This window comes from Cellulosimicrobium sp. So1_17, from assembly GCF_055181235.1.
In genome coordinates, this window is sequence record NZ_CM143702.1 from 1,896,095 (window position 1) to 1,913,847 (window position 17,753).

A 17,753-nucleotide genomic window follows, 5' to 3' on the forward strand; every position below is an offset into this window, starting at 1 on the left:
GATGTGTAGCAAGGTGACCCTTCCTCGCCACATCGAGGACCCTCGTCGGCATCTCCTGGGCCCTCGGTCCCGCAGTGCGGCAGGATGACCGCGTGCCCTCCACCTCACCGCACGTCGTGGCCGTGGCCTCGAGCCCGGACCACGAGTTCAGCAAGCAGGTCAGCGACTCGGTCCGTGTCGTCGCAGGTCACGGAGTCGTCGGCGACACGCACGCGGGCGTGACGGTCCAGCACCGCAGCAGGGTTCGGGCGGACCCGACGCAGCCGAACCTGCGCCAGGTGCACCTCATCCACGCCGAGCTGTTCGACGAGCTCGCCGGCGCGGGGTTCGACGTCGCTCCGGGAGACCTCGGGGAGAACGTCACGACGCGCGGGATCGACCTCCTCGCGCTGCCCCGCGGCACGCGGCTCGCCATCGGGCCGGACGTCGTGCTCGAGGTCACCGGGCTGCGCAACCCGTGCCAGCAGATCAACGACTTCCAGGCCGGCCTGCTCAAGCAGGTCGTCGTGCCCGACGGCGCGGGCGGCGTCGTGCGCAGGGCCGGCGTCATGGCCGTGGTCGAGCAGGGCGGGACGATCACGGCGGGGGACGACGTCGTCGTCCACCTCCCGGACGAGCCGCACGAGCCCCTCGCGCCGGTCTGACGCGGCCGTCCGAGCGCCGGTCCGACGTGGTGCGCCCGTCAGCCGCGGCGCGGGTGCTCCTCGCTACGCGGCGGGGCGCGTGCCGCGGTGCAGCGCGACGACGCCGCCAGACAGGTTCCGGTAGGCCACGCTCTCCCAGCCGGCACGCAGCAGCAGGCGGCCGAGACCTCGCTGGTCCGGCCACGCCGCGATGGACTCCGCGAGGTACTCGTACGAGCCGCCCTCGCGCGTCACGGCGGCGGCGATCCGCGGCAGCGCCTGCACGAGGTACTCCTGATAGAGCACGCGGAACGGCTCCCACGTCGGCGTCGAGAACTCGCAGATCACGACACGGCCGCCAGGCCGCACGACGCGCAGCATCTCGCGCAGCGCACCCTCGGTGTCGACGACGTTGCGCAGCCCGAACGAGATCGTCACGGCGTCGAACGTCCCGTCGGCGAAGGGCAGGTGCGTCGCGTCCCCCGCGACGAACGGCAGGTCCGGCCGACGCTCCTTGCCGACCTGGAGCATCCCGAACGAGAAGTCGCACGGCACGACGCGCACCCCGTCGTCCGCGAAGGGCTCGGACGAGGTTCCCGTCCCGGCAGCGAGGTCGAGCACCTTCTCGCCGGGCAGCGCACCCAGCGCGCGCACGGTGGCCCGGCGCCAGGCCCGGTCCTGGCCGAGCGACAGGATGTCGTTGGTCAGGTCGTAGCGGCGGGCGATGCCGTCGAACATCGACGCGACCTCGGCGGGCTTCTTGTCCAGGCTGGCGCGGGGCATGGGCCCATGCTTCCACGACCGCCGCGCTGCGCCGCACCAGGCGGGCGCGCTTACCCTGGGTGGCGATGACTGCAGAACCGTCGGCGGCCCCGGCCGTCCAGCCCCACCCGCTCGTCGTCCGGACCAGCCGGATCGACGACCTCCCCGGTGGTCCCGCCGCGCTCGTCGACCTCCTGCCCGACGCGCGGCCCCTCAGCTGGGTGCGCCGCGGCGACGGGATCGTGGGCTGGGGCGAGGCGCTGCGCCTCGAGACGTGGGGACCGGGCCGGTTCGCCGACGCCGAGGCGGCGTGGCACGAGACCCTCGCGCGCGCCGTCGTGCGCGACGAGGTCGGCCTGCCGGGCACCGGGCCGGTGGCGTTCGGCACGTTCGCGTTCGACGACTCCGCGCCCGGCGACGACGCGCACGAGCCGCTGCGGGCAGGCGGGGTGCTCGTGGTCCCGCGCGTCGTCGTCGGTCGCCGCGACGGGACGACGTGGCTCACGACGGTCGACACCGCGGGCTCGCTGTCCTCCTCCCCCGCCGCCGCGCTGGCCCGTACGCCGCGCACGCCCGTCACGCCGCCCGGTGAGGTCACGTGGCACGACGGCGCCCTGCGCGCGGACGACTGGGCCGCCGTCGTCGCGGAGGGTGTCGAGCGCATCCGCGCCGGGGCGCTCGAGAAGGTCGTGCTCGCGCGCGACGTCGTGGCCCGCACGAGCGCGCCGGTCGACCCGCGCTGGCTGCTCGCACGCCTCGCCACGGCGTACGAGGCGTGCTGGACCTTCTCGGTCGACGGCATGGTCGGCGCGACGCCCGAGCTGCTCGTGCGCAGCGAGAAGGGCCTCGTCACGTCGCGCGTGCTCGCGGGCACGATCCGGCGGGCCGGGCTGTCCGACGACGAGGCGCTCCTGCGCGCGGCACAGCTCGCGCGGTCGTCCAAGGACCTCGAGGAGCACGAGTACGCCGTGACCTCCGTCGCGCAGGCGCTCGCGCCGTTCTGCTCGTCGATGAACGTCCCCGACACGCCGTTCGTGCTCCATCTGCCGAACGTCATGCACCTCGCGTCCGACGTCACGGGCGTCCTCGCGCGCGGCGGCGCGTCGCGCCCGGCTGCGGCGCCGACGAGCCTCGCGCTCGCGGCGGCGCTGCACCCGTCGGCCGCTGTGTGCGGCACCCCGACCGAGGCCGCGCGCGACCTCATCCGCGAGATCGAGGGCATGGACCGCTCCCGCTACGCCGGTCCCGTGGGCTGGCTCGGTGCGGACGGCGACGGCGAGTGGGGCATCGCGCTGCGCTCGGCCGAGCTCTCCGCATCGGACCCGCGCGACGTGCGGCTCTTCGCGGGCTGCGGCATCGTCGCCGCGTCGGACCCGGCGGCCGAGCTCGCGGAGTCCGAGGCAAAGCTCGAGCCCCTGCGGTACGCGCTCGGCTCCTGAGCCGGTGGTGGGCGCCGGCCGTCGCCGTCGAGCCGGCGGGTGTGGGGAACGTCACCACCGCGAGCACCCGACCGCGCACCGGACGCCTCTGTCCAGGGAGTTCGGGCCGCTGCTAGGTTCGCGCAGGTGTCCGAATCCTCCCTTCCTCCCGGCTCGTCCGTCACGGGTCCCGATCGTGGCCGCGCCGGCGTCCTCGTCCGGCGTGCGACGGTCACCGACCGCGACGCCGTCTGGCCCCTCGTCGCGGAGCTCCGGCCCGACGCACCCGAGCGACGGGCGTTCGACCGGTCGTTCGGCCCGCTGCTCGGTGCGCTCGACACCTGGTTCGCGGTGGCCGAGCTGCCGGGCGAGGGCGTCGTCGGCTACGTCCTGGCGAACCGGCACCTGAGCTTCGCCGCCGACGGGGACGTGTGCCGCGTCGAGGAGGTGGCCGTCGCCCCCGCGCACCGGCGTCGCGGCGTGGGCCGCGCCCTGCTGTCGTCCGCGGAGGACTGGGCGGTCGAGGCCGGCGCCGCCCGAGCGGCGATCGCGACGGCCGTCTGCGAGGAGTTCTCGACGGCCCACGGCTACACGCGGACCGCGGGGTTCTTCACCAAGCCCCTCCCGTCCCGTGGGCTCGCGACCGACACGGCGACGCTCGGTGGCTCGTCGTCCGACGACGCGGGCTGGGACGGCCCTGACGTCACCGCTGGACCGACCTGACCCCGGGGACGCCGAAGGCCGGCACGGACCAGGTCCGTGCCGGCCGGGCGGTGCGCGCGGGGGGACGTCCGCAGCGCTCCGCCGGTCCCGTCGCGCCGGATGGGAGGACGGCGCAGCGGAAGACAGCGGCGGTGGGTCAGCCCTGTCCGCCGAAGAACCAGTCGAACGGGTTCGGGACGTTGCCCGGGTCGCTGGGGTCGGTGCCCTGACCCTGCTCGCCCTGCTGGTCGCCCTGGCCCTCGGGCACCTGTCCCTGGCCGTCCTGGCCCTCGGGCAGCTGGCCCTCCGGAAGCTGGCCCTGGCCGGAACCGTCCGAGCCCTCCGAGCCCTCGCCGGTGGTCTCCTGGTCGGCGGGGCGCGTCGCGAGGGTCACGTCGACCTCGAGGGTCTCGCCGTCGCGGACGACGGTGAGCGCCGCGTTCGCGCCGGCCGCACGCTCGCGGACGAACGCGGTGAGCGACTCCGCACCGCCGACGGGGTCACCGTCGATCGCGACGATCACGTCACCGCTCTCGATGCCGGCCTCGGCGGCGGGCGACCCCTCGGTGACCTCGGCGACCTGCGCGCCGCGGCGCGTCACGCCGTCGGCCGTCGCGGTCGCGTCCGAGAGGGAGACCCCGAGGAACGCGTGCTCCGCGGTGCCGTTCTCGACGAGCTGACCGCCGATCGTCTTCGCGAGGTTCACGGGGATCGCGAAGCCCAGACCGATCGAGCCGGACTGGCTCCCGCCGCTCGACAGCGACGCGATCGAGGACGTGATGCCGATGACCCTGCCCTGCGCGTCGAACAGCGGCCCGCCCGAGTTGCCGGGGTTGATCGCGGCGTCGATCTGGATGGCGTTGGTCACCACCGACGTGCCGCCCTCGGAGCCCGAGGCGGAGACGGGCCGGTCCACGGCGGACACGATGCCGGTCGTCGCGGTGTTCGCGAGACCCAGCGGGTTGCCCACCGCGAGGACCGACTCGCCGACGCTCACGTCGTCCGAGTCGCCGAGCGTCGCGGGCTGCAGGTCGTCCGGGGCGTCCTTGATCTGCACGACGGCGAGGTCCGTCGCCGGGTCGAGCCCGACGATCGTCGCCTCGAACAGGCGGCCGTCGCTGAGGGTCACCTGGACGGTGTCGTCGACGGCGCCCGCGACCACGTGGTTGTTCGTCACGACGTGGCCCTGGTCGTCGATGATGACGCCCGAGCCCTCACCGCCGCCGGACTGCGTCTGGACCTGGATCGCCACGACCGACGGCGCGACGGCCTGCGTCACGGCCTCCCAGTCGGGGTTCTGCGAGGACGAGCTCGAGACGGGGGCCGTCGTCGACTCGTCCTGCTGCTGCCCGACCTGCGCGAGCGAGCTGCTCGGCGAGGTGTCGTCGTCGACCGCGAGGACGAGCCCGGCGGTGCCGAGGCTCGCGACGACCGCGGCTGCGGCAGCGGCGCTCACGACGGGGACCCAGGTGCGACGGCGCTCGGAGCGCGGACCGGTGGGCTCGCCCTGCACGGGCGGTGCCGGAGGCGGCGGCACGGCGCCGTACCCGCCCGACGCGGCGCCGGTGGCGGGTCCGGCCGGCGTTCCCGCGGCAGCCTGCGCCGGACGGGCGTACGGGTTCGTGGCCGCCTGCTGCGGGGCGGCCGGCTGCTGCGGCGCGGCCGGCTGGGCGAACTGGACCTGCTGGACGTGCTGCGGCACCGCGAGCGGAGCGGTCGGCTGCGTCTGTGGGTGCTCGACGGGCTGCATCGGCGCGGTGGGGGTGTCGTTCGACATGGTGGGCCTCCTCGGTTCTGCCCACTACTTCACACCCCTGGCCTTGAACGACCCTTGAGCGTTCCTGGGAATCGGCTGCGAATCCTGCGCAGCGCCTTCCCGGACGACCCGACGGCCGACGCCACCGACACGGTGCCCGCACCGAGGGGGCGCACGCACCGAGGGGGCGCACGCACGCGTCAGCCCGCGAGCGCCTCCACGACGGCGGTCCGTACCGCCGCGGCGAGCGCTGCGGCGTCCGCCCGCCGGTCGGTCCGCGGAACCTGGATCTCGAGCACCTGCACCCCGTGGCTCGGCGCGGCGAGCGCGTGCCGCAGCGACGCGACGTCGGGCACGAGCTGGTGGTCCACGCCGTACCCGGAGCACAGGTGCGCGAGGTTCGCGCCGTGCGGCGTCGAGAAGACGCGCTCGAACGTCGCACCGGCGGCCGTCGACGACTCCCCCAGCGCGCCGGGCTCGAGCCCCGCGAAGATCGACCCGCCGTCGTCGTTGACGACCACGAGCTGCAGGTCGACGTGCGGCTCGTGCGGTCCGCGCAGGAGCCCGCCCACGTCGTGCAGGAACGTCAGGTCTCCGACCAGCGCCCGCGTCCGCCGTCCGCGCCGGGCCTCGGCGAGCGCGACGCCGAGCGCGGTCGAGACGGTGCCGTCGATCCCCGCGAGGCCGCGGTTCGCGACGACGCGCGGCGCGCCGCGTCCGGTGCGGGACACCGCATCGTCGGCGCGGTCGTCAGCGGCGTCCTCGGCGAGCGCGACGCCGAGCACGACGTCCAGGTCGCGCACCGGGTTGGACGACCCGACGACCAGCACGTCGTCGGCTCCGCACGCCTCCGCGACGGCGCGCGCGACGGCCGGGCCGGTCGGGCGGTCTCCGGCGGTCGCGGCGTCGACGACGCGCGCGGCCGCCCGGGCCGCGGCGCGCCACCGGGCCGGCCAGCGCCGGTCGGCCGCCTCGGCGTCGGCGGCCGCCGGTACCTCGGGCGCCGGCACGAGCCACTCCGGCGGGACGGCAGGGAGCACCGACCACGCGTTGCGTGCGGCGTCGGGCCACGGTGCACCTGCAGACGCGACGACCGCGACGGACACGTCCTCGCGGCCGAGCAGACGCTGGACCGGACGCGTGAGGGTGGGGCGGCCGAGCACGACGACCTCCTCGACGTCGTCCGCGAGCTCGGCCACGCCGAGCACGAGCGACGCCGCCGGCACGGCGTTCGGTCCTCCGACGGCACCCGACGACGGCTCCGCGAGCAGCGGCCAGCCACGCGCCTCGGCGAGGTCGCGGGCGACCGCGCCGGCGCCGTCGCCCGCGACGACCACGGTCCTCCCGGTGGGCCACCCCTGCCGCGGAACGGAAACCAGCGCCGGGACGACCACTGTCCGGCGGACACCGGCCGTCGCGGGGTCGACGTCCGCCGCGCCGAGGGCGCTGACGGGGACGAGCGGCTCGCGGTACGCGAGGTCGAGGTGCACGGGACCGGGAGCGCCGGTGCGTGCGCCGGTCGCCGCGGCGAGGGCACGCGTCGCCACGGCGAGGAGGTCGCGCACCTCGCCGTCCCGCCCGTCGGGCGCGGGCTGGTCGACGACGAGGCGCACCGCCGACCCGAAGATCCCCACCTGGTCGGTGGTCTGGTTGGCGCCCGTGCCGCGCAGCTCGTGCGGTCGGTCGGCGGTGAGCAGCACGAGGGGCACGCCCGCGTGGTGCGCCTCGAGCACCGCGGGGTGGAGGTTCGCCACCGCCGTTCCGGACGTCGTGACGACGGCGACCGGCCGTGGCACCGCGACCCCGCCCGCGGCCTCGACCGGCGCGCTCCCGCGCGCGACGCCCAGCGCGAGGAACCCGGCGGACCGCTCGTCGACGCGCACGTGGAGCGTCAGGAGGCCGGCGTCCGCCGCCGCCGCGACCGCGTACGCGAGCGGCGCGGAGCGCGAGCCAGGCGCGAGCACGACGTCGCGCACGCCCTCGCGGACGAGCCGGGCCACGAGCGCGCACGCGGCGCGCACCGCGGGCGGCTGCTGCGCCCCGGCCGTCTCGCCCGGAGCGCCGTCCGTCACCGCGCCGCCCGTCACCGCGCCGCTCATCGCCGCGCCGCCGAGGCGGAGGCGCCCACGAGCGCGGAGACCCGGTCGAGCCGCTCGCGCCAGCGACGGTCGGTGTCGCCGTCGGGCGCGCACGCGGCGAGCCGGTCGGGCGCGGGCTCGGGGCGAGCGACGGGCAGCACGCCGTCGACCGGCAGGAGCGGGGAGCCGGTGACGTCGTCGGCGAGGAGCTGGACCGTCGCGAGACCGCACGCGTACGGCAGCTCGGGCAGTGCGGCCGCGAGCGCCACTCCCCCCGCGATCCCGACCGACGACTCGAGCGCGGACGAGACCACCACGGGCACCCCGACCTGCGCGGCGAGCTCGAGGCACGCCCGCACGCCGCCGAGCGGCTGCACCTTGAGCACGACCACGTCGGCCGCGTCGGCGCGGACCACCGCGAGCGGGTCCTCGGCGCGACGGACCGACTCGTCGGCGGCGACGGGCACCGCCCTGTCCCCCGGCTGTCCGCGACGGATGGCGGCGAGACCGGCGACGTCCGCGCACGGCTGCTCGACGTACTCGAGACCGCCCGCGGCGCGGTCGAGGTGCGGCAGGCGGCGCAGCGCGTCGTCGACGTCCCACGCGCCGTTCGCGTCGACGCGCACCCGGCCGCCGGGGCCGAGCGCGTCGCGCACGGCCTCGAGCCGCGCGACCTCGTCGGCGAGCGGTTCGAGGGCACCGTCCGGCCCGCGCTGGGCGACCTTCACCTTGGCGGTGCGGCACCCGCCGGACGCGGCGACGATCTCCCGCGCGCGCTCGGGCCCGACGGCCGGCACCGTGACGTTGACCGGGACGACGTCGCGCACCGGAGCGGGCCAGCCGTCGTCGGCGGCCTCGTGCGCGGCGCGCAGCCATGCGGCGGACTCGGCGTCGTCGTAGTCCCAGAACGGGGAGAACTCGCCCCACCCGGCGTCGCCCCGCAGGAGCACGCCGTCGCGTGCGTCGAGGCCGCGGAAGCGCGTGGTCAGGCGGGTGCGGTAGACGACGGCGGAGCGGGGGTCGGGCACGCCCCCAGGCTATGCCACCGCCCGCCACGGCCCCCGTCGAGCGGGGCCCGGTCCCGGTCGGCCTGTCCCGGTCGCCGGGACTGCGTACCGGGACGAGGTCTAGCTGTTCTGCCCGTCGTCGCCCAGCAGGTCGGCGACGAGCCGCACGGCGAGGCCACGCACGTCGCGGCCCTCGCTCAGCGCGCTCACCGCGGCGCCGTCGACGACGGCGACGAGCAGCCCGGGGCTCACCCGCTCCACGCCGAGCACCGTGAGGACGTGGGCGACGGCGGTGTCGAGCTGGTGCCGCCCCTCGGCGTACGCGTGCGCGAGGGCCGGGTACCTGCCCGCGCCGACGAGGTGCTCGTAGAACCCGCGCACCTCTGCCTCGCCGCCGGGCAGCAGGACGGAGTCGACGAGGGCCTCGGCGCCGGTGGTGGCCGCCCTCCAACCGGACGAGGCCCGCCGGATGGCCCGCGCCGCGGCGTCGCGCGCGTGCTCGGCCCACCCGTCGACGATCATCCGCCCCGCCGCGCCGATGAGGTCGTCGAGACCGGTGAAGTAGTAGGTCGTCGCCGCCAGCGGGACCTGGGCGCGAGCGGCGACCGCACGGTGCGTCACGGCGGCGGGCCCCTCGCGCAGGATGAGGTCGGCGGCCGCCCGGACGATCGCGTCGCGGCGCGCGGTGCCGCGCGCCTGTCGACGAGGTCCGGTGGGCGTGCCCTCGGGGGGCGCGAGCTCCCTCGACGCCTCGGGCATCAGTGGCCCCCACCGGACAGGTTGAGCCCGACCACCCCGGCCACGATCAGCACGAGGGAGATGACCTTGAGGACCGTGACGGGCTCGTCGAACAGGACGATGGCGAGGACCGCTGTCAGCGCGGCCCCGATCCCCACCCACACGCCGTAGGCGACGCCCACGGGCAGGGTCTTGAGGGCGTAGCTCAACCCGACCATGCTGAGCACGAGCAGCACGACGAACGAGACGCTCGGCCAGAGCTTGCTGAAGCCCTCCGACGCCTTGAGGCTCAGGGCCCAGCCGGCCTCGAGCATTCCGGACAGGATGAGGACGATCCATGCGAGCGCCATGAGGACTCTCCGTGGGTCGGCGCACCGGGTGGCAGATCCCGCCGTCGCGCGCTAAGTGGTACTAACGTACCACTACTTTGCTCGGACGGCTCGCACCACGGCGCCCACCTGGCCGTCCCGCACCCTGGCGGTGCCGACGACGACCCCGAACCGCTCGCCGGGCCTCGCGCCCGTCGCGCTCAGCGCCAGCGCCGGGACGCCCGCCCCCGCGAGGACGCGGACGGCCTCCTCCTCGGCCCCGCGCGACCCGAGCTCCACCACCACGTGCAGCCCCGCGTCGACGCCACGCACCCGGAGGCCCGGAGCCTGCGCGGCGAGCGCGTCGAGCAGGACCGCGCGACGGCGGCGGTAGATCGTGCGCACGCGGCGCAGGTGGCGACCGTAGGCGCCGCCGCGCAGGAGGTCCGCGAGCGCCGCCTGCTCGGGGACCGAGCAGCCGAGGTCGGCCCGCGTCTTCGCCTCGACGAGGGGCCCGACGAGCTGCGGCGGCGCCAGGACCCAGCCGAGGCGCAGCGCCGGCGAGAGCATCTTCGACACCGAGCCGAGGAGCACGACCCGGTCGGGGTCCATCGCCTGGAGGGCGGCGACAGGGCGCCGGTCGTACCGGAGCTCGGCGTCGTAGTCGTCCTCGAGCACGTACCGGTCGCCCGCCCCCGCCCAGGCGAGGACCTCCCGCCGCCGGTCCGGCGCCAGCACGACGCCGAGCGGGAACTGGTGCGCCGGCGTGACGAGCACCGCGCTCGCGTCGGGGAGCAGGTCGGTGCGGAGGCCGTCGTCGTCGACCGGGACGGGGTCGACGCCGAGCCCCGCCGCGAGGAGCAGGTCGACGGCTCCGGGTGACGAGGGGTCCTCGACCGCGACGCGCGCAGGCGCCGACGTCCCGGCGCCCCGCGCCGCGAGCAGGCCGGCGAGCAGCGTGAGGCCCTGGGCCACGCCGCTCACCACGACGACGTCGCGCGCCCGGGCCTGCGCGCCCCGCGCCTGCCGGAGGTGATCCGCGAGCGCCTCCCGCAGCGCGGGGAGCCCCTGCGGGTCCGGGTAGCCGAGGTCCGAGTCCGGGAGGCCTGCCGTCGCGGACCGCACCGCGCGCGACCAGGCCGTGCGCGGGAAGAGCGCCGGGTCGGGCGTCCCGACGCTCGGCGCACGGGCAGGGCGAGGCGCGGGAACGGGGTCGCTCGCCATGCTCGCCGACGCCGCGGAGGGGCCGCGGAGAGCCGCCACCGCGACCCCGGCACGAGGTCTGCTGACGAGCAGCCCGTCGCCCACGAGCAGGTCGAGCGCAGTGGTGACCGTCCCGCGCGCGACGCCGAGCGCCGTCGCGGTGTCCCGGCTCGAGGGCAGCACGGCACCGGCGCTCAGCCGCCCGTCGACGATCGCGGTCCTCAGCCCGTCCTCGATCCACCGTCCGACGGCACCGTCGGGTCGCGGCCCCAGCAGGAGGAGCAGCGCGTCGGGTTCCAGCCGGTGCTGAGCGAGATCCGTCATCTGGACCAGTGAACCAGAATCGAACTGGCCCTGTCCGCATGGACCAGGCCCTTTTACCGTCGCAGGGTGACCACGTCCACCGCTCGCCCGGCCCCGCCGGCGTCCCGCGTCCTCCCGCCGTCCGGCGTCGCCGGCGACGGCCTGTCCGTCGCGCGGGCCTCGATCCTCTGCGCGGCGGGCATGCTCGTCGTCGGCGCGTCGTTCGTCGCGTCGGCCGCCCTCGCCGACTACCCGCTGCTCGGCGGGCAGGCGGTGCGCTACGCGGTGGGCGCCCTCGTCCTCGTCGGCGTCCTCGCCTGGCGCCGGGTCCCGTGGGTCCGACCGACCGCGCGGCAGACGGGACGCCTCGTGGCGCTCTCCGCGACCGGGCTCGTCGCCTTCAGCGTGCTCGTCGTGCGCGGCGCCGACCGGGCCGACCCGTCGCTCGTCGGCGCCGTCGTCGGGGCGACACCCGTGGTCCTCGCCGTCGCAGCGGCGCTCCGCGAGCGGCGTGTCGATGCCCGCACCGGGCTCGCGGCCCTCGCCGTGACCGGCGGGGTCGTGCTCGTCGAGGGTCCCGGTGCGGTCGACCTCGTCGGGCTCGGGCTCGCCCTCGGCGCGCTCGCGTGCGAGGTCTGCTTCTCGCTCCTCGCGCTGCCGCTGCTGTCGACCCTCGGCCCGCTGCGGGTCTCCGCCTGGGCGTGCGGGCTCGCCGTCCCGCAGCTCGCGCTGGGCGGCCTGCTGCTCCCCGGGCCGTTCCTCGCGGTGCCGACCGCGACGGAGACCGCCGCGCTCGCCTACCTGGCCGTCGTCGTCACGGCCGTCGCCTTCCTCCTGTGGTACTCGGGGCTCGCGAGACTGGGGGCTGCGCGCGCGGGCCTCTTCGCCGGGCTGATGCCGGTCGCAGCCCTCGCAGCGTCCGTCGCGCTCGGCGTCGAGAGCGCGACCTGGCACGCCGTCGCGGGGGTGCTCGCCGTCGGCGCCGGGCTCGCGCTGGGACTCGCCCCGCGCCGTCACGCGCCACGCGGGCCGGCACCCGAGCCGGCACCTCGGTCGGCACCTCAGCCGGCACCCGAGCCGGCGGTCGACCGGCTACCGTGGCGCTCGTGAGCAGCCCGAGCAGCCCGAGCAGTCCTGACGACACCGCACCCGCCGTCGGCCCCGACGCGGCGACCGCCGGAGGGACCCCTCCGCCCCGCCAGGTGTCCGAGACCTTCGACCCGCTCGCCTGGCGCGAGGTCGCCGGCTTCGAAGGACTGACGGACATCACCTACCACCGCGGGGTCGAGCGGGGCTCTGCCGGTGCCGACGGCGCGCCCGGCGAGGTGCTGCGCGACCTGCCCGTCGTGCGCGTCGCGTTCGACCGCCCCAAGGTGCGCAACGCGTTCCGCCCGCACACCGTCGACGAGCTCTACCGCGTCCTCGACCACGCGCGCATGACGTCCGACGTCGGGACCGTGCTGCTCACGGGGAACGGCCCGTCGCCCAAGGACGGTGGCTGGGCGTTCTGCTCGGGCGGCGACCAGCGCATCCGCGGCCGGTCCGGCTACCAGTACACGACCGCCGTCGAGAACCCTGCCGGCGACGGCGAGCAGCTGGGCGAGACCGCGGACCACGTCGACCCCGCCCGCGCCGGCCGGCTGCACATCCTCGAGGTGCAGCGCCTGATCCGCACGATGCCCAAGGTCGTCGTCGCGGTCGTCAACGGCTGGGCGGCGGGCGGCGGCCACTCGCTCCACGTCGTCGCGGACCTGTCGATCGCGAGCCGCGAGCACGCGCGGTTCAAGCAGACCGACGCGAACGTCGGCTCGTTCGACGGCGGGTACGGGTCGGCCTACCTCGCGCGGCAGGTCGGGCAGAAGCGGGCGCGGGAGATCTTCTTCCTCGCGCGCGAGTACTCGGCGCAGGACGCCTACGAGTGGGGCGCGGTGAACGAGGTCGCCGACCACGCGGACCTCGAGGCGCTCGCCCTGGAGTACGCGCGGACGATCGCGACGAAGTCGCCGCAGGCAGTCCGCATGCTGAAGTTCGCGTTCAACCTCGCGGACGACGGGCTCATGGGCCAGCAGGTGTTCGCGGGCGAGGCCACGCGCCTCGCCTACATGACGGACGAGGCCGTCGAGGGCCGCGACGCGTTCCTCGAGCGCCGGGACCCGGACTGGGGCCGGTTCGGCTACGCCTTCTGACGCGACGGGCGGCCACGCCCCGCGCGGGGGTCACGGCCGCGCGGTCACTGGCCGAGCATGCCAGTGAGCATCTCGATGATGCCGCGGCCGACGAACGCGGCGGCGACGGCGAGCCCGAAGAGCAGGCCGACGGAGACGACGACGGGGACGGCCGAGCGCGCGGCGCCGGGCTCGTCGCGCTGCGGACGCGGGGCGAACGACGGCGGCGCCGGGGGCACGGAGGGGCCTTCACCGGGGGTGCGGGCCGACGACGGGGGGACGGGGTTCGAGACGACGGTTGCCATGTCTCCACGGTGCCGTCCCGGGACACCCGGGCGCGTCGGCCCGGCGGAGGCTCCTGGTCGGCGCCCGCTCCTCCCGCGGGGGGAGCGGTCGTCCGCCCGAAGGAGGACGGGTCAGCCGATCGTCCAGCTCCCGCTGCCGGTCGGCACGAGCTCGATCCAGGTCGTGCCGGGCTCGAGCCGGACGGGCGCGCCGTCGGCGCCGGTGAGGACGAGCGGCGCGTCGACGGCCTCCTTCGACCAGGTCGCCGCGACGTGCTTGCCGCTGCTCGCGACGACGGCGTCCCCCGACCCGACGAGCTGCGTCTCCGGGACCGGCGCCCCCGCGGGATCCGTGAACGGCGTGTTCACCATCGTCGCGGAGACCAGCACGACGTTCGTCGCGGCGAGGCGTGCGTCGTCGGCCGAGACGGCGGGCTCGTCGCCCTCGCTCCGCACGTACGCGCCCTGGTCGCCCGCCCAGTCCCACACCGCCCGGCTCGCGAACGTCAGGTCGACGTCCAGCCGCGCGGCCGGGGTGCCCGAGACCGTCGCCGTGCCCCGACCGGGCTCGCGCGCGTGGACGAGCTGCGCCGGCGGCGGCGACGTGCGCTCGTCGTCCGCCTGCTCCCAGAAGTCCGCGAGCCGCCCGTAGACGTTGTGCGGGGCCCGGCGGGCCCGGGTCGTCTCGAAGCCGTCGTCGCCGTGGTCCATGACGACGGACTGGACGCCCGCCGCTCCCACCGCGTCCACGAAGGGCTCCTGCCCGCCCGTGTAAGCGAGGACGCCGTGCAGCGGCGCGACGATCGCAGGGTCCATGGGACGTACCGAGCGCACCGGTCCGACGAGCTCGGGAGCCTGCGAGTGGTAGACCGCGACGAACCGCGTGATCCCGCCCTCGACGACCTCCTCCCAGACGACGTCGGCGGACTCGAGGCCGGTCTGGGGGCGCGCCTGAGGCGCGTTCTCGATCTTCACGGCGAGGGCCGGACGCGCCGCGACCTCCTCGACGGCGACGCCCGTGAGCGGCCACACGACGGGCACCACGGGGTCGGGCGGGCCGCCCTTCGCGACCGAGCTGTCCGCCTCGACGGTCTCCGTGACCGGCGCCGCGGGCTCGCCGCCCCCGCACGCCGCGAGCGTCACGGCCGTCGCGAGCGCGAGCACGCCACCGACGGCGCGGCGGCCGCGCGGTGCTCGTGGCCCGCGTCGCCCGTGTGGTCCTCCAGCGAGCATCCTCACCGTCGCCCCTCCCGTCGCTCGCCGGACCCCCTCGTCCGTCGCCCGTGACCGTCGCTCCCGCGCGTCCCCTGGCTGGTTCCCGGACACCCTACGTCCCGACCTACGCTGATCGGGTGACCCGCGCCGTCGTCCCCGCAGACCTGGCCGAGCTCGTCCGGGCCGTGGGAGCGGCGCTCGACGGCGACGGCCCGCCCGTCGCGCCCGTCCCGGTGCTCGCGGACGCCGACCCCGGCGACGCGGCGCTCGTGCTGCGCACCTCGGGATCGACGGGCTCTGCGCGGGAGGTCGCGCTGTCGGCGAGCGCGCTGCGCGCCTCGGGCGAGGCGACGCACTCGCGCCTCGGCGGTCCGGGCCACTGGCTGCTCACCCTGCCCGCCACGCACGTCGCGGGGGTCCAGGTCGTCGCCCGCGCGCACGCGGGCCACGGGCTGACCGCAGCGCCCGCCGGCGAGCCGTTCACGGCCGACGGTTTCGCCGCGCTCGTCCGTCGCGCACCGCACGACGGGCGGCGCTACGCCTCCCTGGTCCCCACGCAGCTCCACCGCCTCGTCGTGGCGGCCGAGTCCGGCGCCGACGGCGGCGCGAGCGGGCTCGACGCCCTGTGCTCGCTCGACGCCGTCCTGCTCGGCGGTGCCGCGACGCCGGCCGCGCTGCTCCGCCGCGCCCGCGCCGCCGGGGCCCGCGTCGTGACGACCTACGGCATGACCGAGACGTGCGGCGGCTGCGTCTACGACGGCGTCCCGCTCCCGGGCGTGCGCGTGCGCCTCGCGCGGGGGTCGGGCGTCGTCGAGCTCTCGGGACGGGTCCTCGCGGAGGGCTACCTCGGCGACGACGCGGCGACGGCGGCGGCGTTCCGCACCGACCCCGACGGGTCGCGGTGGTTCCGCACGAGCGACCTCGGCCGGATCGCCGACGACGACCCGCCCCGCCTGACGGTCCTCGGACGCGCCGACGACGTCGTCGTCACGGGCGGCGTCAACGTCGCCCCGGCCGCCGTGGAGGACGTGGTCGCGGGCGTCGAGGGCGTCGGCGAGGTGTGCGTCGTCGGCGTTCCCGACCCCGAGTGGGGGCAGGCGGTCGTCGCCGTCGTGACGCTGCAGGGCCAGGCATCGTCCGAGCTGTCCGGCGCGATCCGGCGCCGCGTCGCGGATAGGCTGGGACGGGCCGCTGCACCGCGCCGCGTCCTCGTCGTGACGGACCTGCCTCGACGAGGCCCCGGCAAGGTGGACCGGGCCGCGGTGGCGCGGCTCGCCGTCGGGCACGACGGCGCCTGAGCACGAGCCGCACGACCGATCGGAGCACCATGGCCAGTCCCGCCGAGTGGGTCGCGGGCGCACGCCTGCGCACCCTCCCCGCCGCCGCGACCCCCGTGATCGTCGGCTCGGGCGCCGCGGCGCAGGTCGACGGGTTCGGATTCTGGCCCGCCCTGCTCGCGCTCGGCGTCGCGCTCGCCCTCCAGGTCGGCGTCAACTACGCGAACGACTACTCGGACGGGATCCGCGGGACGGACGTCGAGCGGGTCGGACCGATGCGCCTCACCGCGACCGGGGCGGCGCGAGCGAGCGAGGTGCGCGCCGCGGCGTTCGGCGCGTTCGGGCTCGCCGCCGTGCTCGGCCTCCTGCTCTGCACGGTCTCGGGGCACTGGTGGCTCCTCGCGGTGGGCGCCCTCGCGATCCTCGCCGCCTGGTACTACACCGGCGGACGCAACCCCTACGGGTACCGCGGGCTCGGCGAGGTCGGCGTGTTCGTCTTCTTCGGCCTCGTCGCCACGCTCGGCACGACGTACACGCAGGCGGACGTCGTGACGTGGCCGTCCCTCGTCGGGGCGGTCGCCGTGGGCCTGCTCGCGTGCGCGCTCCTCATGGTGAACAACCTGCGCGACATCCCCACCGACGTCGTCGCGGGCAAGCGCACGCTGGCCGTCCGCCTCGGGGACTGGCGCGCGCGGCGCGTGTTCGTGCTGATGATCTGGGTGCCGCTGCTGCTCGCGGTCGTGTGCTCGTTCGCCTCGGCGTGGACGCTGCTGACCCTCGTGCTGCTCCTGCCTGCGGTCCTGCTCACGCTGCCCGTGATCGCCGGCGCGCGCGGGCCGCTGCTCGTGCCGGTCCTCGCGGGGACGGGCCTGTTCGAGCTCGCGTACGGGATCCTGCTCGGGGTCGGGCTCGCGCTGTAGCGACAGGCCCGACCTGCGACGAAGGACCCGTCAGCGGGTCGGGTGCGCCTCGGGTCCGTCCGCGGCGTCGACCGCGGCGTCCTCCACCGCGGCGTCGTCCTCGATCTCGCGCGAGAACCGCTCCCCCGTGCGCGCACGACGCTCGGCCCGCTCGGCGAGATAGCGCGACGCCGCCTCGCGGGGCCGGTTCAGCGTCAGGTAGGACAGCATGAGCGCGACGACGGCCGCGACGAGCACGAGCAGCCAGCCGCGCATCCCGGCGAGCCAGAGCGCGCCGAGAGCCGCTGCGAAGAGCAGGAGGCGCAGGACGGAGTAGACGAGGACGGGCACTCCTCCAGGGTACGGCCCGTAGGCTGGAGGCATGCTTCGCGTGCTGCTGCCCCTCATCGCCGTCGGTCTCGCGGTCTACGCGCTCGTCGACCTCGCCTCGAGCGACGAGGAGGACCGGGGCGGGATCCCCAAGGGGCTGTGGGTCGTGCTCATCGTCCTGCTGCCGTTCGTGGGGCCGATCGCCTGGATCCTCGTCAAGCGGTCGCAGCGCTCCGCCCCCCGCTACGGCGGGAGCGGGCGCCCCGGGAGCGGGTCGACGCCGCCCGCGCGACGCCGGCGCAACGTGCCGCTCGCGCCGGACGACGACCCGGAGTTCCTCTGGCGTCTCGAGCAGCAGCAGCGTCGCCAGGGCAACGACACATCGGCGCCCGGGACCTCCGGCACGACCGACCGCCCGGACCGCCCCGCAGCCGACGACGCCCCGGCCTACGGCACCGGCCCGACACCGGGCGCCGAACCGGCACCGGGCACCGACCCGGGATCGGGCGGCCCGGACCACGGCCTGCACGACGACGCCGCGGACCCGGAGCGGGAGGAGGACACCGGCCAGAGCGGTACCGGACCCGAGCGCGACGGACCAGGCAGCCGCTGAGACCACGCGCACCCCGGCCGAGACGAGAGCGTCCGCCCCTGGATCGGCAGATCCGGGGGCGGACGCTCATCT

The 17,753-nt window shown here is 76.4% G+C and carries 18 protein-coding genes; 8 read left to right on the plus strand and 10 right to left on the minus strand.

Features of this window, described 5'->3' with window-relative positions; all coding sequences use genetic code 11:
* Window positions 1-92: 92 nt before the first annotated feature.
* On the plus strand, window positions 93-644 hold the full coding sequence (locus ACZCLJ_RS08425; protein WP_463106106.1) for an MOSC domain-containing protein: 552 nt from the start codon (window positions 93-95) through the stop codon (window positions 642-644).
* Between the two features lie 63 nt (window positions 645-707).
* Here ACZCLJ_RS08425 and ACZCLJ_RS08430 read toward each other — a convergent pair whose 3' ends face one another.
* Entirely contained in the window at window positions 708-1,406 is a 699-nt protein-coding gene (locus tag ACZCLJ_RS08430) for a demethylmenaquinone methyltransferase (protein ID WP_251153469.1), read from the minus strand.
* 65 nt (window positions 1,407-1,471) lie between these two features.
* On the opposite strand from ACZCLJ_RS08430, the gene ACZCLJ_RS08435 reads away from it, so the two are divergent.
* Both ACZCLJ_RS08435 and ACZCLJ_RS08440 read left to right on the plus strand, forming a co-directional pair.
* Window positions 1,472-2,824, plus strand: coding sequence for an isochorismate synthase (locus ACZCLJ_RS08435; protein WP_251153468.1), 1,353 nt, complete (start codon window positions 1,472-1,474; stop codon window positions 2,822-2,824).
* 126 nt (window positions 2,825-2,950) lie between these two features.
* On the plus strand, window positions 2,951-3,526 hold the full coding sequence (locus ACZCLJ_RS08440) for an N-acetyltransferase family protein (RefSeq protein WP_463106107.1): 576 nt from the start codon (window positions 2,951-2,953) through the stop codon (window positions 3,524-3,526).
* Window positions 3,527-3,662: 136 nt separating this feature from the next.
* Here ACZCLJ_RS08440 and ACZCLJ_RS08445 read toward each other — a convergent pair whose 3' ends face one another.
* The 6 genes from ACZCLJ_RS08445 to pdxR all read right to left on the minus strand — a co-directional run bounded on the left by ACZCLJ_RS08445 (window position 3,663) and on the right by pdxR (window position 10,919).
* The gene (locus ACZCLJ_RS08445) at window positions 3,663-5,282 is read right to left on the minus strand and encodes a S1C family serine protease (RefSeq protein WP_463106108.1); all 1,620 of its coding nucleotides are present in this window, start codon (window positions 5,280-5,282) and stop codon (window positions 3,663-3,665) included.
* Window positions 5,283-5,461: 179 nt separating this feature from the next.
* Complete coding sequence (menD, locus tag ACZCLJ_RS08450; protein WP_463106109.1) at window positions 5,462-7,360, minus strand: 2-succinyl-5-enolpyruvyl-6-hydroxy-3-cyclohexene-1-carboxylic-acid synthase; 1,899 nt, start codon at window positions 7,358-7,360, stop codon at window positions 5,462-5,464.
* Entirely contained in the window at window positions 7,357-8,367 is a 1,011-nt protein-coding gene (locus ACZCLJ_RS08455; protein ID WP_463106110.1) for an o-succinylbenzoate synthase, read from the minus strand. Before ACZCLJ_RS08455 ends, menD begins: the two co-directional genes overlap by 4 nt.
* 99 nt (window positions 8,368-8,466) lie before the next feature.
* The gene (locus ACZCLJ_RS08460; RefSeq protein ID WP_463106111.1) at window positions 8,467-9,105 is read right to left on the minus strand and encodes a TetR/AcrR family transcriptional regulator; all 639 of its coding nucleotides are present in this window, start codon (window positions 9,103-9,105) and stop codon (window positions 8,467-8,469) included.
* Complete coding sequence (locus tag ACZCLJ_RS08465) at window positions 9,105-9,434, minus strand: DMT family transporter (protein ID WP_251153462.1); 330 nt, start codon at window positions 9,432-9,434, stop codon at window positions 9,105-9,107. Before ACZCLJ_RS08465 ends, ACZCLJ_RS08460 begins: the two co-directional genes overlap by 1 nt.
* 72 nt (window positions 9,435-9,506) lie before the next feature.
* Window positions 9,507-10,919, minus strand: a complete 1,413-nt coding sequence (gene pdxR / locus ACZCLJ_RS08470) for a MocR-like pyridoxine biosynthesis transcription factor PdxR (RefSeq protein ID WP_463106112.1) — start codon at window positions 10,917-10,919, stop codon at window positions 9,507-9,509.
* Window positions 10,920-10,985: 66 nt separating this feature from the next.
* Between pdxR and ACZCLJ_RS08475 the strand changes: the two genes are divergently transcribed.
* Together ACZCLJ_RS08475 and ACZCLJ_RS08480 are read left to right on the plus strand one after the other, a co-directional pair.
* Complete coding sequence (locus tag ACZCLJ_RS08475) at window positions 10,986-12,008, plus strand: DMT family transporter (protein ID WP_463106113.1); 1,023 nt, start codon at window positions 10,986-10,988, stop codon at window positions 12,006-12,008.
* 92 nt (window positions 12,009-12,100) lie between these two features.
* Window positions 12,101-13,084, plus strand: a complete 984-nt coding sequence (locus ACZCLJ_RS08480; protein ID WP_463106381.1) for a 1,4-dihydroxy-2-naphthoyl-CoA synthase — start codon at window positions 12,101-12,103, stop codon at window positions 13,082-13,084.
* Between the two features lie 44 nt (window positions 13,085-13,128).
* Here the strand turns inward: ACZCLJ_RS08480 and ACZCLJ_RS08485 are convergent, their stop codons facing one another.
* A complete protein-coding gene (locus ACZCLJ_RS08485) occupies window positions 13,129-13,368 on the minus strand; it encodes a hypothetical protein (RefSeq protein ID WP_463106114.1) in 240 nt (79 codons plus the stop codon).
* A 111-nt stretch (window positions 13,369-13,479) separates the two neighbouring features.
* Window positions 13,480-14,511: a DUF3048 domain-containing protein gene (locus ACZCLJ_RS08490; RefSeq protein ID WP_463106115.1), complete on the minus strand. Its 1,032-nt coding sequence runs from the start codon at window positions 14,509-14,511 to the stop codon at window positions 13,480-13,482.
* A 188-nt stretch (window positions 14,512-14,699) separates the two neighbouring features.
* Between ACZCLJ_RS08490 and ACZCLJ_RS08495 the strand changes: the two genes are divergently transcribed.
* Both ACZCLJ_RS08495 and ACZCLJ_RS08500 read left to right on the plus strand, forming a co-directional pair.
* Entirely contained in the window at window positions 14,700-15,860 is a 1,161-nt protein-coding gene (locus tag ACZCLJ_RS08495) for an AMP-binding protein (protein WP_463106116.1), read from the plus strand.
* Window positions 15,861-15,889: 29 nt separating this feature from the next.
* Window positions 15,890-16,759 (plus strand): 1,4-dihydroxy-2-naphthoate polyprenyltransferase, encoded by an 870-nt coding sequence (locus tag ACZCLJ_RS08500; RefSeq protein ID WP_463106117.1) that lies wholly within the window; start codon window positions 15,890-15,892, stop codon window positions 16,757-16,759.
* Between the two features lie 30 nt (window positions 16,760-16,789).
* On the opposite strand, the gene ACZCLJ_RS08505 is transcribed toward ACZCLJ_RS08500, so the two are convergent.
* Window positions 16,790-17,089, minus strand: a complete 300-nt coding sequence (locus ACZCLJ_RS08505; protein WP_251153455.1) for a DUF4229 domain-containing protein — start codon at window positions 17,087-17,089, stop codon at window positions 16,790-16,792.
* A 31-nt stretch (window positions 17,090-17,120) separates the two neighbouring features.
* Here ACZCLJ_RS08505 and ACZCLJ_RS08510 point away from each other — a divergent pair, with 31 nt between their 5' ends.
* On the plus strand, window positions 17,121-17,681 hold the full coding sequence (locus ACZCLJ_RS08510; RefSeq protein WP_463106118.1) for a PLD nuclease N-terminal domain-containing protein: 561 nt from the start codon (window positions 17,121-17,123) through the stop codon (window positions 17,679-17,681).
* The last annotated feature ends 72 nt before the right edge of the window (window positions 17,682-17,753 follow it).

Excerpts from the sequence above, each read along its gene's own strand:
- ACZCLJ_RS08460 (WP_463106111.1), bottom strand. The coding sequence starts at position 9,105 with ATGCCCGAGGCGTCGAGGGAGCTCGCGCCCCCCGAGGGCACGCCCACC.
- ACZCLJ_RS08510 (WP_463106118.1), top strand. The coding sequence starts at position 17,121 with ATGCTTCGCGTGCTGCTGCCCCTCATCGCCGTCGGTCTCGCGGTCTAC.
- pdxR (WP_463106112.1), bottom strand. The coding sequence starts at position 10,919 with ATGACGGATCTCGCTCAGCACCGGCTGGAACCCGACGCGCTGCTCCTC.
- ACZCLJ_RS08465 (WP_251153462.1), bottom strand. The coding sequence starts at position 9,434 with ATGGCGCTCGCATGGATCGTCCTCATCCTGTCCGGAATGCTCGAGGCC.
- ACZCLJ_RS08445 (WP_463106108.1), bottom strand. The coding sequence starts at position 5,282 with ATGTCGAACGACACCCCCACCGCGCCGATGCAGCCCGTCGAGCACCCA.
- ACZCLJ_RS08430 (WP_251153469.1), bottom strand. The coding sequence starts at position 1,406 with ATGCCCCGCGCCAGCCTGGACAAGAAGCCCGCCGAGGTCGCGTCGATG.
- ACZCLJ_RS08500 (WP_463106117.1), top strand. The coding sequence starts at position 15,890 with ATGGCCAGTCCCGCCGAGTGGGTCGCGGGCGCACGCCTGCGCACCCTC.
- menD (WP_463106109.1), bottom strand. The coding sequence starts at position 7,360 with ATGAGCGGCGCGGTGACGGGCGGCGCGGTGACGGACGGCGCTCCGGGC.
- ACZCLJ_RS08435 (WP_251153468.1), top strand. The coding sequence starts at position 1,472 with ATGACTGCAGAACCGTCGGCGGCCCCGGCCGTCCAGCCCCACCCGCTC.
- ACZCLJ_RS08485 (WP_463106114.1), bottom strand. The coding sequence starts at position 13,368 with ATGGCAACCGTCGTCTCGAACCCCGTCCCCCCGTCGTCGGCCCGCACC.